Below are 13,360 nucleotides of genomic sequence, written 5' to 3' on the forward strand. Positions count from 1 at the left end.
GAAGCGCTGGCGCCCTGGCGAGATGCGCTGGCGCTGGTGTGTAGCTGGGCTGCTACATGCCGAGCAGCACTTCCGGTGCGTAGATGGCTACCGGCACATCCCCGCATTGCTGAGTGCACTGGAACGGCCCGCGTCACCGAAAGAAATTGACGCAACAGAGAGAGTTGCCTAAAGTGATGTGGGAGCCGCTAGGAATTTCAACTAACCGAGGGACATGCTCCTAGCCTACCTTGGCTCGACCATTACTCTTCTCACCATATATACACGGGTGCAGTCTCTACGGTTCGGGCCTCGGGCAGCAAGCGGGACCTACCGTGCTCTTTCGCTTTGGAGGAGTGTAACCTATTGGGCCGCCGACTTGCGGGCGTTCTGGCGCTTCGAGGCCCGAGAACCACCCGTCGTCTTCGCATACGCCTCACAGGCCATGCTGGTTATCACGGGCGTGTCTGTTTTCGTGTTCTTCGTACCGCTGGTGCAGATGGATGCAACCCTCGGCGGCTTGGGTCTAGGCACAAGAGGCGTCGGGTGGCTGGCGGCTATCGGTTCGGTAGGCTTGGTCCTGTCGTCAATGGGCTATGGGTTCTTCGGTCATCGCATTCGCAAGCACCTGGTGGTCCTGGCATCCTTCCTGGTCTTGGGGTTGACAGTGATGGTCCTGGCAAGCGTCAGGTCCTTCGCGTTTGCCGTGCCACTGGCGGTGCTGGCTGGCGCCGCGATCGCACCACTGTACATCGGCATTGACACACTGCTCCACGAATCGGTAACTGAGGCCGTACGCGGCCGTGTCTTCTCAAACCGAGAGTGGACATTGAACGCCTTCGCCATCGTCGTCGCGGCTGTCGCCAGTCTGCTCTCATCTGCGTTTCCGGCCCGCCATATGCTGCCCGTTGCTGGCCTGCTTGTGTCCGCCGTCAGTATGGCCGGCTTCGTATTATGTCGGGGCCGTCGTATTGGATGACATTCGCGTGCAGCTTCAGTCGAACTGTGTGTCCAGCTTTCTAGGTGTGCCGGGGCGTCGTTGCGGTTGGGGAACTGCGGTCCAAACGGAGCACTATTCCCGCCTGCCCTTATGGCAGTCGGCATCGAGACCTTGTCTGGTGAGATACGTGCCTGTGTTGCAGCGGTTGTTAGTTGTACGACTTGACGGACATGCTCCGCAACACGAAGGCCACATCGGTCCTAGCCTCCCATAGCGAAGTGGATATCTTTGGTATCAGCGTCAGCCCGTGGGAGTACTGGATGAGCGTGGTCACGGTCATTCTAGCTGTGGAGGGTCTGGCCGCGTCCCTTTGGCAGGTGTTTGTGAATCCGGGGGGTAGCCCTTCGACCGCCGGCTATCGCGGAGTCCAGGTCTGGAACGTGCCCTTTGCAAGAAATCGGAACTTCACAGGCCGGCTGGCCCTGCTAAGACGACTCCGAGAGGAACTTATGTCGCCCCAAGCCATCGCGCTTGCTCCGACCGTTGCTTTGCACGGGCTCGGCGGTGTCGGCAAGACGATGCTGGCCGTGGAGTACTGCTACCGGCACAGCACAGACTACCAAGTCATCTGGTGGTTGCGGGCAGAGGACACAGCAACGCTGTGCTCTGACTACGCGCTCTTGTCGTCCCAACTTAAACTCAGACAAGCACAGAGCCAGGACGACGCTATCTGCGAAGTTCGGAACTGGCTTGATACGCATTCAGGGTGGCTTCTTGTACTTGACGACGCGCCCAAGCCGAGCTTGATAACTTGGCTACTCCCGCAGCTCGGCAAGGGGCACATTATCATAACCTCCAGGTACTCAGACTGGGCCGGATGCGCCCGCGCAATGCTGGTTGACGTCATGGAACTACCTGACGCCGCCGAGTTCCTGTTAACAGGCACCAAGGACAAGGATAGGTCTACGGTGGAGGCTCTAGCGCAAACGCTGGGATGTCTTCCCCTAGCGCTAGCACAGGCAAGGGCGTACATAAGCGCCACCGGAATGTCGTTCCGTGACTACCAGCAGCTCTTCATTGAGCGCCAACCAGAGATGATGGGATTAGGCAAGCCCGAGGATTACCGCTCGACCATTGCCGCAACCTGGAACATCTCGATTGTACAAGCTGCTCGGGATGCGCCCGCGGCCGAGAAGATATTGAGTGTCTGCTCGTTCCTGGGAGCAGAACCGATCCCATACGCCGTAATCGACGCTGTGCAGCCGGACCGCGTCGCCCGCAATAGCGGCATTGCGGCGTTGCGCAAGTACTCGCTCGTTGACGTGACTGACTCCGCCTTGGTGGTGCACCGCTTGGTGCAGGCTGCCGCAAGAAGCAAACTGTCTGGCGAGGACGCGTTCGCAACAGGCGAATCCGCACTCGCCGCCGTTGACTCGGCCCTGCCCACGCCGACCGAGCCATCGGAATGGGCGGAATTCGCACAGTTCCTACCCCACGTGAAGGCGGTCCTCGCTATCGCTGCGCGGAGTGTGGACGCGCGTCTGGCACGGGCACGCGCACTCAACGAGACGGGGTTGTACCTGCGGGCGATGGCTCAGCAGCGAGAGGCGCTGCCCCTGTTGGAGTCGGCAGTAGCTGAGTACACATCGGTCCTCGGTGACGAGCATCCCAGCGTGGCTACTGCTATCAACAACCTAGCGCTAGTAACTGGGGACCTAGGAATGATCGAAACCGCGACGTCGCTTCATCAGCGAGCGTTGGCAATAAGGCGCCGAGCCCTCCCGCCCGACCAGCCCGACATCGCGCAGTCTCTGAACAACCTCGCCCTACTGAGCGTCTCCAAAGGGCAGGATAAGGGTGTCGAAGAATCGGCGTGCCAGGCGCTGCAGATGGCTGAGAAGGCGCTTGGACCTGACCACCCGGCCGTCGCCATTTACCTCAACAACCTTGCCTCATACTACCAGGATGTAGGAAGACTGCGTGATGCGGAGCCACTCTACGAGCGTGCCCTGGCCATCGGGGAGAAGACTCTAGGCAAGGACCACCCTGCCGTTGCGACCCGGCTCAACAACCTCGCAGACCTCTACATGATGATGGGAAGGAAGCGCGACGCTATGTCATTGTGCAGCCGTGCTCTCGCCATAATGGAGTCCAAGCTGGGTGGGAACCACCCACGAACAATCGCCATCAGGAACAACCTCGCGAAGCTCCGGGCCTAGCCACTGCCTGAGCGAGGGGAGATTACCAGGGCGCAGTACAAGGCGGGCTTGAAGGCGCTGGAGCGGGTGAAGGAGAGCGTGGAGTTCGACCACCCTCCATCAACGATGAACGATGAACGAGGAACGATGAACGACGCGGGAGGGCGGAGAGGGCTTCGGCGAATACGATTGGTGGATGTTTAGTAAGATAGACGAGTCGCTGGACGAGGTGCGCATTCCATACTACAACCCGGAGGAGAACCGGATCGCATGGTTCCTGCCCGATTTCGTCTTCTGGCTCGCGAAGGGCAGGCAGTACCACATCGTCTTCGTGGACCCCAAGGGCATGGCCCACACCAGGACCTACCAGAAGCTGGATGGCTACCGACACCTGTTCGAGGTGAAGGACCAGCCCCGGCGCATCGCGCATGAGGGCGTTACGGCGACCGTGCAGGCGTTCTGCTACAATCGCGACGCCGCGCAGTCGGACGAACTCCACCGGCGGTTCTGGGTCGGCAGCGTCCCCGAGCTGCTGCAGAAGGTCTGCACCTAGTCCGCAGAATCCGACAGGAACAGCCGTTCCATCTGACGGCGACGGCAAGGCGCGACGGAACCGGTCGGGTGCTGACTGCTGTGAACGCGGCCCTAGGTCTACGCCCCGGCGGATTTGCCGAGTTGGATGAGGATGATGGCGACGATGGCGAGGGCGATGCCGAGCCAACTGCGGACACCGACTTTTTCTTTCCACAAGACCACGCCTGCCACGGCCAGCAGGCCGACTTCACCAGCGGCTATCACCGGGTAGACAACCAGCCCGGGCAGGGCGGTGAGCGCCAGTACCAGGAAAAGGTAGTTGCCGAAGTTCGCTGCACCGAGCAGAGCACCCCACTTGAGGGTCTCGGTTTCAAATCGGGACCGGCGCACGTAGTAGAGCAGCGTGGTGACGAAGAAGGCGGCAACGAAGATGACGGTCTGGAACGGCACGGTCTCGTTTGACGGCAGTTCTTTGCGGAAGACCAACGCCGGGATCATTACGAGGCCGTCGGTGAGAAAGAGGAGGATGAGCCAACGGAGGGAAGAGGGAGGCGGGACTCGGGAGTCGGGAGTGGAGGTCGAAGGGATCGAGTGTTCAAACCCATCGTTGTCATCCGGGCTTGGGACACGATCCGAAATCGCCGAGCCGATTTCGGTCATGTCCCCGCCCGTGGGGCGAGACTCCTGCGTCGGGGGTGCGCAACGCACCGTAGGAACGAGCGGGGTAGCGCTGCGCGTCACGTCGTACAGCACGAGCGCGAGGGCGAGGAGGGCCACGAAGCTGCCTGCTATCTCGAGCATAGACGGGTTCTCGTGCCAGATGAGCACGGATGCGAAGATCGGGATGACGACCGCGGTGCGCATCGCTACGACCGAGAGGGCGAGGCCGGCCGTCTGTATCGCGCGGGCCCAGATGAGGAGCCCGGCAACGAAGAGGACGCCGGTGCCTGCGGCGAGGAGCATGGAGGGTGTGGAGATGTGGGTCTGGCCGAGCGCGACCGAGGCGAAGAAGCCGATGATTGCCGCGACCGCGTAGTTGGTACGGACTAGAGGCAGCCGCTCGAGCGAGCGGGCGTCGGCGTGCTTGAGGACGAGGCCCAGACCTACCGCGGACGTGACTTTGAGCAGGAGGTAGAGCACGGCCAAGTATCCGCGCCGGGGCGGACGCGTCAAGCGCGGGACGTCTGGCCAGAACTGGAGGCGGAGATCTACCACCAAGACACAAAGACACCAAGACGTACGGACTTCGGACATCTGTGTAATCTGCGGAACTGCGGATGAAGTCGGCTGACATTGGCGTCCCTGGTGGCCGGATTCCGGGCGGCTTGCATGCCAGCCGGGTTAGGGTATATTGGGCGCGTGATTTCGGACAACGTGCTCAAGCAGGCGACGCGTTTTCATGGCCATCTCGGGCCGTGGCTGGTCCTGGGGCTGAAGGCCGGAACGTACGCGCGGCGAAAACTGGCCGCCTCGCCGTTCGAGCTGAGGGCGCGGGTCTTCTGCCCGGCGGGCACACCCTACACTTGTTTCGTAGACGGAATCCAGTTCAGTTCGGGCTGCACCATGGGCAAGGGGAACATCAGCCATCATCGTGCCGCCGGGTGCCGGGTCGAGTTCACGCGGGCCGAAGACGGACTCCACCACAAAGACACAAAGTCACAGGGAGGGTCGGAGCGCACGCTGCGACTGGCAGTGCGTCCCGAGGTCTGGGAGGAACTCCATTCTCGGCCGTGCAAGGGGATGGCAGGCGCGGCGCGGCTGGGGCGCGAGTTCGCCCGCCGTCGACTGGCGGAGCTTCTCACCGAGTGAGTCGCGATCCTCTGCCAACGGCCACTTCGCCCTCTCCGTCTAACTAGCCGTATGCGCTGGTTGAAGAACCTGGTCCGGGAGTGGGCTCCGGTCATACTCGCCGTGTTGCTCATCCGTTCGTTCGTGGTCGAGGCTTTCATGGTGCCGACCGGCTCGATGCTCAACACAATTTTCATCGGCGACATGATGCTCGTGAACAAGTTCGTCTATGGCGCGAAGCTGCCTTTCACCGACAAGACCGTCATCCCGGTCTCGAGCCCGAAGCGCGGCGAGATCGTGATCTTCCGCTTTCCGCTGGACCCGGACGTTCCCGAGGGCGCCAGTCGAATCTTCCCCGCCAAGCTCCCGCTCCTCCCCTTGTTCTGGAGCAAGACCAAGGGCTTCTTCCAGTGGTACACCCCGCTGGCGCTGATCAAGCGCTGCGTGGCCGTGGCCGGGGATACGGTTGAGTACCGGGACAAGCAACTCTATGTGAACGGCAGGTTGCAGGTCGAGCCGTACGTGATCCACAGCGACGGACGGATGCTGCCCGGATTCGAACCGGCGCCGAGCCAGGCCGAGTTCCAGAAGGCCTGGGAAGAGAAGCGGTTCTTTCGCACCGGGTACTCACCGTACGTGCGCGACCGGTTTGGCCCGATTGTGGTGCCGCCGGGGACGATCTTCGTGATGGGTGACAACCGCGACAACTCTGAGGACGCGCGGTTCTTCGGGCTGCTGGAGCTGCGCCACGTCCGCGGCAAGCCGCTGGTCACCTACATGTCAACGTCCGCGGCCGGGTATCCCATCAACATCCCGAAGATGGTGCTCTCGCCCTGGGCGATCCGGTTCAATCGCATCGGCCACTTGGTCCGCTAGTCCCGGTTCCGGACTCAGATCGGGATTCACCGCCTGGACGTAGGCGAGGAAGAGATGAAATCGGATGGACTGAAACCGGAAAGCCCAGACCAGGAAATCGGAGCCGGAACTCACCCGCTACGTGGTGTGCTTTGTGCCTTCACACCTTTGTGGAAGGTGTCTGCTCCCATCCCCGGCCGCCTCGTTTGACCTGCGACTCTGCCCCTCGTATACTCACCTCCTGTGCTGACAATTGACAAAGGTGCGCGCCTGTGAAGGGCGGCTGGGGCTGGCTGCGCAACGTGGGACGCGAATGGGCGCCGGTCATCATCGCCGTCCTGCTCATCCGTTCGTTCGTGGTCGAGGCCTTCATGGTGCCGACGGGCTCGATGCTCAAGACCATACTCATCGGCGACTTCATGCTCGTGAACAAGTTCGTCTACGGAGTAAAGCTGCCGTTCACCGACAGGACCGTCATACCGGTTTCGAACCCGAAGCGCGGTGACATCATTGTGTTCCGGTTCCCGGTCGACACCGAAGACCCGCAACCGGCGGCACGCTACACGAGGCTCTTTCCCCGCTGGCTGCCGCTGCTGCCGGTTTTCTGGGACAATCAGTCGCGTTTCTTCGCGTGGTACGTCCCACGCAACTTCATCAAGCGCTGCATCGCCGTTGCCGGCGACACGGTTGAGTACCGGGAGAAACAGCTCTATGTCAACGGCCGGCAGCAGAACGAGCCCTACGTGATGCACGCGGATTCGCGGATGCTGCCCGGGTTTGAGCCGGCTCCCGAGCGAGCCGAATTCCAGAAGGCCTGGGAGGGACGGCGGTTCTACCAGTCCGAATACTCGCCGTACGTGCGCGACCAGTTTGGTCCGGTAGTGGTCCCGGCCGGACACGTCTTCGCGATGGGCGACAACCGCGACAACTCCGAGGATGGCCGGTTCTGGGGACCGCTCGCCATCCGCAATCTGCGCGGGAAGCCGCTGGTGCTCTATTTCTCGTCCGACGCGGCACCGAACATTGCCCGGATCATCATCTCTCCCTGGGCCGTCCGTTTCAGCCGGATCGGCCGCATCGTCAGGTAGCAACCCCCGACCGGGGTCTCGTCGCCGGTTGACACTCCGGCGGTTCTGGGCTAGATTCGGTCAAATGAGCGCGAATCTCAAGCGGACTTCTTTCGTGCTTGTCGCGGCGTTGTTGCTGTCCGGCTGCAGCCAACGCCCGGGCAAGCTGGAGCCCTGGGTCTGGCCCGGCGCGAACCGCTGCAACACGCGTTCCTTCGATCAGGACGTGACCGAGCCCGTGCCAAAGTGGCGATACGTCGAGGCGTGGGAGGCGGAGTGGTTCGATGTGCCCGCGACCGAGCCGATTCCTGTCAGCGCTCACGCCGAGCATCGCCCGCTGGTGTTTGACCTCGACCGCGACGGCCGCCTGGAGATCGTGACCTCCCCGCTTTCCCACCCGCCCGCCGCCCTGCTTAACTGGGAGGGAGCGCCGTTCTCCGGTCGGACCCGTGGCGGATTGGACTGGGACCAGGTACAATCAGACGCGGCGCGAATCCTCGCCGACGACAGCGCCGGCTGGGTGCTTCTGCCGGAGTCAAGCCTCTCCCGACCCGGCTCCAGTCCGATGGCGCTGCGGCTCAATCAGCGGACGGTCACATTGGAGGTTGTGCTCGAGCCGAGGCGGCCCTATCCCAGCCGCATGCTGGAATGCCGCGACGCAACCGACGGCCGGCTCGTGTGGCGGTATGAGTTCGGGGCTCGTCCGGATCTGATGGCAGTCGCGGACCTGGATGCGGACGGCAGGGAGGAGCTGCTGGTCACTACCTACGGTGATGGGAACGGCGCGGCCGCGAACGGGACCCGCGACTCCGATTCGTGCTACTGCGTCGCCCTGCGTGACAACGGCACGCTGCTCTGGCAGCGGGGGTTCGGAGCGCATCCGTTCATCGGCTGCCTGGCCGGCATTGCGGATCTGGATGGAGATGGGAAGCAGGACGTCTTCGTCAACATCTACTCGTGGCAGAACGACTTCGGAGGGCTGGCGGTCCTGGACGGCGCAACCGGGTGGATCAAGTCGGAGTCGCCGAGCCCGGATTCGTCTCGTTTGTCACACGTTTCCGCCGGCTGCGCTGACGTCGACGGCGACGGTCAGCAGGAACTGGCGGTTGCGATCAGCGGCAGGAAAGCGGAGGCGCGGCTCTACCGGCTGACCCAGGGCAGGCTCGAGCTGACAGCGCGCGTTGCCCTCGGTGAAGCCCGCGATACGGACGAGGTCAGTGAGTGCCGGCTGCATGCCATCTGCGACCTGGACGGCGATGGAAAGAGGGAGTTGGTCTTGTCCCGGTGCCGTAAGCGGATGATATGCCGGGACCCGAAGTTCTATCCCTCGACCTTTGATTCGTGCGGCCTGCTCGTGTTGGACTCCGACCTGCGTACAAGACAGGAGATCGGGTTGCCGGTGCGCTGCCAGGACGTGACGCTCGGGGACGTGATTCCGGGCGGGAACATCGAGATGCTGGTGGTTACCGACCGGCTGCTTCTCTACTCGGCCGCAGCCGACTAGCAGCGAGAGCCGTTCGCTAGGGCGTAACTTGCGAGCGGTGGGTCACCGGTAGGGTGATCGAGCTGCCTCGGTTCCGGCTCACGCCGCTCAGGAGCTTCCTGGGGCCGGAAGTGGAGGCTGCAGTCCCTTCCTGTGCCTCCCGCGGCCAGCTGTTAAGGGGCCAGCTTGATGAGAACGCGTCCCGTGCGGACCAGGAACTCGAGGCCGTCTGCCATTTCCCGCAACGCGGCAGCGTCAGCTCGAGCAAGGACCGGGTCAGTGCCGAGTTCGCCGCGTGCTTCCCTGACGCGGAAAACCATCGGCTGGCCAAAATCGGGACGAGCCGCGACCTGGCCGAGCGCACCGACGTACTGCACGGTGTGGGCTCCGGTCGCGCCGGCGTACGCCAGTTCGCGCGGGTCGAGGAGGATGGCGCCTCGGTCGTCGCAGAGTTTCGGAAACAGCGCCGGCTTGAGTCCCGTGTCACCGCCGTCGATCACGAGGCAGGCATAATGGCGGAGTGATTGCTGCGCTGCCGGGGAGAGGCCGGCGGCGGCCGCGTTCTCCGGCTGCGGGCCGACAACGGGTTGCGGGGCCAGGGCACTTTCTATGCCCCCTTCGCCGTAGAGGTCGCACTCCATCTCGATTTCCACCGTCCCGCCGAGCGAGTCGTACCGGGCCGGGCCGCGCTGCCGCGCACCCTTGACCACGGCCTCGACCCGCAGGCGCACGGAGTCGTGTCCGGCCACCAGTTCCTGGACCCGGGTGTCTGAGTCGACCCGCACACCCTTGACGATTTCAAGCAGGTTGCGCTGGGCGACGACGGTAGCCGCCCGCAGGGCCATCTGCCAAGCCAGGTCGCGGCTGGAATTGCCCGGGTCGACCACGCCGGCGCCGCGCGCCCACACCGTCTTGCCCGACCAGTCAATAGCGCCGCCGGGAACGAGTTCCTGGACCTGCCCCGGGGCGACAACCGGGCCAAGCGGCGACGGCGGCACGAACGGGGTTTCGGCGGCGGGAGGAGCTGCCGGCGGCGTCACGCTGACCGGGATCACGGTTGTGCTCGTGGCGCAGCCGAACAGCACCGTCAAGGCGAGACAGATGCCCAGCGTTCTCAGGTCAGAGTGGTCGGCTGGCTGGTTCATGCTGCGGCTGCGCTATTCCCTTGCCTTCCTGATGAGAGGGTCCAGCGCCATGGTGAGTGCGCCGGACAATGCCTCGTCGGCGCCCGAGAAGCTCGATCCGCTTCCCTCGGCGTAGTACAGCGCTGCGCCGGTATCAGTCGAGATGATCTTGACGAAGAGCCGCGCGTCGCGCTGCTCCGGGCTGGCTTTGAAGAAGTCGTCATGTCTTATCTCGACCACCCTGACGGTCATGACCGCCTCGGCGTTCATATGCCGGCCGAGCTTCCAGGCCGAGTGCGAGTCTATGAAACGGGGGCCGCCGGACCACTGCTCGTGCAGAATCCGTGCGACCTCGGAGCGGTCGATGAGCGAGAAGTTGCCCGGCTTCATCAGCAGGAGCCCGGCGCGGTCGTACAGGGATGGGAACTCGGCGTCACGGAACCACGGGGGCAGAATGGCGATCCGCCATTTGCGGTCAAGCTCGAAATCCGGCGAAATGCTGTAGGGTTGGTTCGCTTCCTGCATCTGCTGCAGCGTCCCGGAATTGAAACAGCCCGCGGCCGCTGCGGCCATTAGGAACAGAGCGCCCGGTGCCAGGAACCTGACTATCATCAGACTTGCTCCCTTCGTTGTGGTCAATGTGAGATTATCGAGGCATGGACTCCAGTGTCAAACCGCGACGTGGTGGGGGCGCGCAAGAGAGCCGTTGCAGAGAGAGTCTCTCTACTCCCTTCTCTTCCTGCGGCCGGACCGGAGCTGGATCCCGATGCCGACCAGGCCGAGTATCAGCCAGCAGGCCATCATCACGCCGTAGTTGGCCGGCGGATTGCGGGAACCGGTGTTGACAAGATGCCAGCCGAGCAGCCGGAATGCGCCGAGCACGATTCCCCAGGCACCGGCAAGCGCCGAGAGGATGGAAATCAGTGATCTTTCAAGGACCAGAGTCAGAACGCCGCCGGCGACAGCGGCGAGTACGCGGGCGATCATCGGATAGTGCCAGCCGGTGGCGGCGACTACCACGCCCGCGATCAGCGCCCCGGCACCTACACCCAGCAGGAACACGCCGAACTTGTACAGCACCGCCGCGAGGATCGCGCCGAGGATGCCCAGGACGATGCCTAGGATGATTGTCAGAGCCTGGCTCGCGCCGGGTATGAGCCCCGCGATCAGCAAGCCGAGCGCGAGTCCGACTCCGAAGCCGGCCAACCCGAGCGTGAAGCGCAGCAGCCGGTAGCCGAAGAAGCAGACCAAGAACCCCGCAGTCAGCAGCAGTATTGGCGGGACGGATGAGAGTAGGTTCACTTGCACCCCATCTTCTGTGTTAAGCTTCCGTTCTAACCCGTCGCCGCCGCGCCAGCCAACCGGACACCAGCGCGGCAAGAAACGCAAAGACCAACGGGTCAGTGACGAATCGGAACCGGTTGTTCTCACCGACTTCGAAGGCGTTGGCGAGGAGCGTCACCCACGCGACATTGAACCAGAGCAGGAACAGGGATGGAGGTTGAGGGAGGAAGGGGGAAGGGCGGAGGAGCAGAGCCAGGCCGGCCGCGAGCACCAGGGCATAGGCGAGGATGAGGAACCAGCCGGTGTTGAGGAATCCCTGCAGGTAGTACTGCGCGGGCCGGGTCAGGCGGAGGCTGCGGTCCGTGTGGTAGAAGAAGCGGCCGTCGAGGATACTGGCGAGACGGGCAAGCCCTTTGATACGGGTTGCGTTGTTGTCGAGGAAGAGATATGCGTTTGCAGGCAGGTAATAGATAAGATACGACTCGGCCAGCCCACGGAGGTAGGCGACCGGCTGCACGGTGAGGATCCGACGAGCATCGCGGCCGTATTGCCGCGAGACGGCGACGAAAAGAGCGTTGTTGAAGTTCGCGACGCCGGACGGCTTCATCTCCTGGTCGAGTACCGGCACTCCGGTCCTCCCCGGCTTTGGGAGCGCGCCGTAGTACTTGTCCGGTTCGCTGAACGGCGGGAGCAGCGAAACCGCAGAGATCGTGCCGTTGTCGTACAGCGTTCTGCGTTCAGGTATGGTGAGCATGCTGTTGGTCATCTTCGAGAAGTTGATGCCGAACCAGGTGCTGCCGGTGAACTCGCCGACCTGGACGAGGTTCTTGCCGTACCAGAGCACAACTAGCAACAGGGGCACTGCGGCTGCGAGCACCACCTTGCGCCAGTCCTTGCGGCGGAAGAGCACAAGCGTCAGCACAAGCCCAAGCAACCAGACGAGATGGAAGAGACTCCAGGTCATGGCCAGCAACCCGGCGGCGGCGAACAGCAGCACGGCGTCGAGAGACCTGCCACGGCGGACGAACCGCTGCCAGAAGAGCGCAGTCAGCAGCAGCAGGACGGTAGCGGGATAGGTGGAGAAGAGCCAGTTCTCGTAGAGCACGCAGGCCGGGCTGACAACGTAGATGCCGGTCAGGATGGCGCTCGGCGTATCCGGCACGCCGAGTCCCCTGAGCAGGAGGAACATAGCTGCCGTGAAGATCAGGCCGGCAAGCAGGTAGCCGAAGGTGAAGGCAACGGTCTCGTGTCCGGCAAAGAGGTTGAGAACAGCGCCAAGAAAGGCGTTGAAGGCCGGCGGCTGGCTGTGAAGATACCAGAGGCTCTGGGCCAGGTTCGACCGGAGCAGAGCCGGGTCAACGAACTGCCAGAACCAGGGCAAGGAAGACGCGTCAAACCGCACTCCGGCGAGGTGGTACCCGAGACGCGAGACCAGCACAAGACCGATGACTGCCAGGAGTGGCTTCGGGAATGACCGCCTGCCGTCCGGCGGCGCGGGCATAGGGTGCGGTCGGCAGCTCTTCACCGCGCTGAGCTTATCTGTACTGATGAGCCAAGTCAAGTCAGTATCAGTTCGCAGCTGAAACGCGCGCGCAGTCTCCGCGTCTAATCGCTGTAAAGGTACTATTTCAGGAGGTACTTATATGGCGAGAAATGTTATAGCCTGGGATCCTTTCCGAGAAGTCAGTACGATGCGCGAGGATATGGAACGGATTTTCGACTCGATGCTTAACCGCTACCCGCGCGAACGCGTACAGGCGGTGTGGGCGCCGTTTGTTGATGTTGAGGAAACCAACGATGCGATGATCATCCGCGCCGAACTGCCCGGCATGAAGCGGGAGGAGATCAAAGTCACCGTGGCAGAAGACACGGTCACCATCAGCGGCGAACGGAAGTACGAAAGCGAGCAGAAGGACCGGACCTTCCATCGCGTGGAGCGTGCCTACGGGTCTTTCCAGAGGACGATAGCGCTGCCGGTGAGCGTGCAGGGCGACCGGGCCGAGGCCAGCTACAAGGCCGGCGTGCTCGAGTTGATGCTGCCCAAGGCAGAGAGGGTGAAGGCACGCGAGATTACTGTCGAGAGTAAGGACTAGGCTGACTTCTTCTAC

At 63.0% G+C, this 13,360-nt stretch carries 13 protein-coding genes; 8 read left to right on the top strand and 5 right to left on the bottom strand.

Going from position 1 to position 13,360, the window contains the following annotated elements; all coding sequences use genetic code 11:
* The first annotated feature begins 268 nt into the window (after positions 1–268).
* The 3 genes from FJY68_03560 (at position 269) to FJY68_03570 (ending at position 3,670) form a co-directional block, all read left to right on the top strand.
* Positions 269–958 carry an MFS transporter gene (locus FJY68_03560; GenBank protein ID MBM3330912.1) on the top strand — a complete coding sequence of 230 codons (690 nt, stop codon included), beginning with the start codon at positions 269–271 and terminating at the stop codon, positions 956–958.
* 191 nt (positions 959–1,149) lie between these two features.
* On the top strand, positions 1,150–3,138 hold the full coding sequence (locus FJY68_03565; protein MBM3330913.1) for a tetratricopeptide repeat protein: 1,989 nt from the start codon (positions 1,150–1,152) through the stop codon (positions 3,136–3,138).
* Between the two features lie 175 nt (positions 3,139–3,313).
* Positions 3,314–3,670: a hypothetical protein gene (locus tag FJY68_03570; GenBank protein MBM3330914.1), complete on the top strand. Its 357-nt coding sequence runs from the start codon at positions 3,314–3,316 to the stop codon at positions 3,668–3,670.
* A 98-nt stretch (positions 3,671–3,768) separates the two neighbouring features.
* Here the strand turns inward: FJY68_03570 and FJY68_03575 are convergent, their stop codons facing one another.
* The gene (locus tag FJY68_03575; GenBank protein ID MBM3330915.1) at positions 3,769–4,791 is read right to left on the bottom strand and encodes a hypothetical protein; all 1,023 of its coding nucleotides are present in this window, start codon (positions 4,789–4,791) and stop codon (positions 3,769–3,771) included.
* A 189-nt stretch (positions 4,792–4,980) separates the two neighbouring features.
* Here FJY68_03575 and FJY68_03580 point away from each other — a divergent pair, with 189 nt between their 5' ends.
* The 4 genes from FJY68_03580 to FJY68_03595 all read left to right on the top strand — a co-directional run bounded on the left by FJY68_03580 (position 4,981) and on the right by FJY68_03595 (position 8,865).
* Positions 4,981–5,460, top strand: coding sequence for a hypothetical protein (locus FJY68_03580; GenBank protein ID MBM3330916.1), 480 nt, complete (start codon positions 4,981–4,983; stop codon positions 5,458–5,460).
* Between the two features lie 51 nt (positions 5,461–5,511).
* Positions 5,512–6,315 carry a signal peptidase I gene (gene lepB / locus FJY68_03585; protein MBM3330917.1) on the top strand — a complete coding sequence of 268 codons (804 nt, stop codon included), beginning with the start codon at positions 5,512–5,514 and terminating at the stop codon, positions 6,313–6,315.
* A 251-nt stretch (positions 6,316–6,566) separates the two neighbouring features.
* Positions 6,567–7,382, top strand: coding sequence for a signal peptidase I (lepB, locus tag FJY68_03590; GenBank protein ID MBM3330918.1), 816 nt, complete (start codon positions 6,567–6,569; stop codon positions 7,380–7,382).
* A gap of 64 nt (positions 7,383–7,446) precedes the next feature.
* Positions 7,447–8,865, top strand: coding sequence for a VCBS repeat-containing protein (locus FJY68_03595; protein MBM3330919.1), 1,419 nt, complete (start codon positions 7,447–7,449; stop codon positions 8,863–8,865).
* 152 nt (positions 8,866–9,017) lie between these two features.
* Here the strand turns inward: FJY68_03595 and FJY68_03600 are convergent, their stop codons facing one another.
* From FJY68_03600 to FJY68_03615, 4 genes are all read right to left on the bottom strand, one after another.
* Positions 9,018–9,989, bottom strand: a complete 972-nt coding sequence (locus FJY68_03600; GenBank protein MBM3330920.1) for a hypothetical protein — start codon at positions 9,987–9,989, stop codon at positions 9,018–9,020.
* 12 nt (positions 9,990–10,001) lie between these two features.
* A complete protein-coding gene (locus tag FJY68_03605) occupies positions 10,002–10,607 on the bottom strand; it encodes a hypothetical protein (GenBank protein ID MBM3330921.1) in 606 nt (201 codons plus the stop codon).
* A gap of 84 nt (positions 10,608–10,691) precedes the next feature.
* Positions 10,692–11,399, bottom strand: a complete 708-nt coding sequence (locus tag FJY68_03610) for a TMEM198/TM7SF3 family protein (protein ID MBM3330922.1) — start codon at positions 11,397–11,399, stop codon at positions 10,692–10,694.
* On the bottom strand, positions 11,290–12,777 hold the full coding sequence (locus FJY68_03615) for a hypothetical protein (GenBank protein ID MBM3330923.1): 1,488 nt from the start codon (positions 12,775–12,777) through the stop codon (positions 11,290–11,292). Before FJY68_03615 ends, FJY68_03610 begins: the two co-directional genes overlap by 110 nt.
* Before the next feature lie 118 nt (positions 12,778–12,895).
* Between FJY68_03615 and FJY68_03620 the strand changes: the two genes are divergently transcribed.
* Positions 12,896–13,345 (top strand): Hsp20/alpha crystallin family protein, encoded by a 450-nt coding sequence (locus FJY68_03620; GenBank protein ID MBM3330924.1) that lies wholly within the window; start codon positions 12,896–12,898, stop codon positions 13,343–13,345.
* Positions 13,346–13,360: the final 15 nt, after the last annotated feature.

Source organism: candidate division WOR-3 bacterium (assembly GCA_016867815.1).
GTDB lineage: Bacteria > Hydrothermota > Tepidihabitantia > Tepidihabitantales > Tepidihabitantaceae > UBA2258.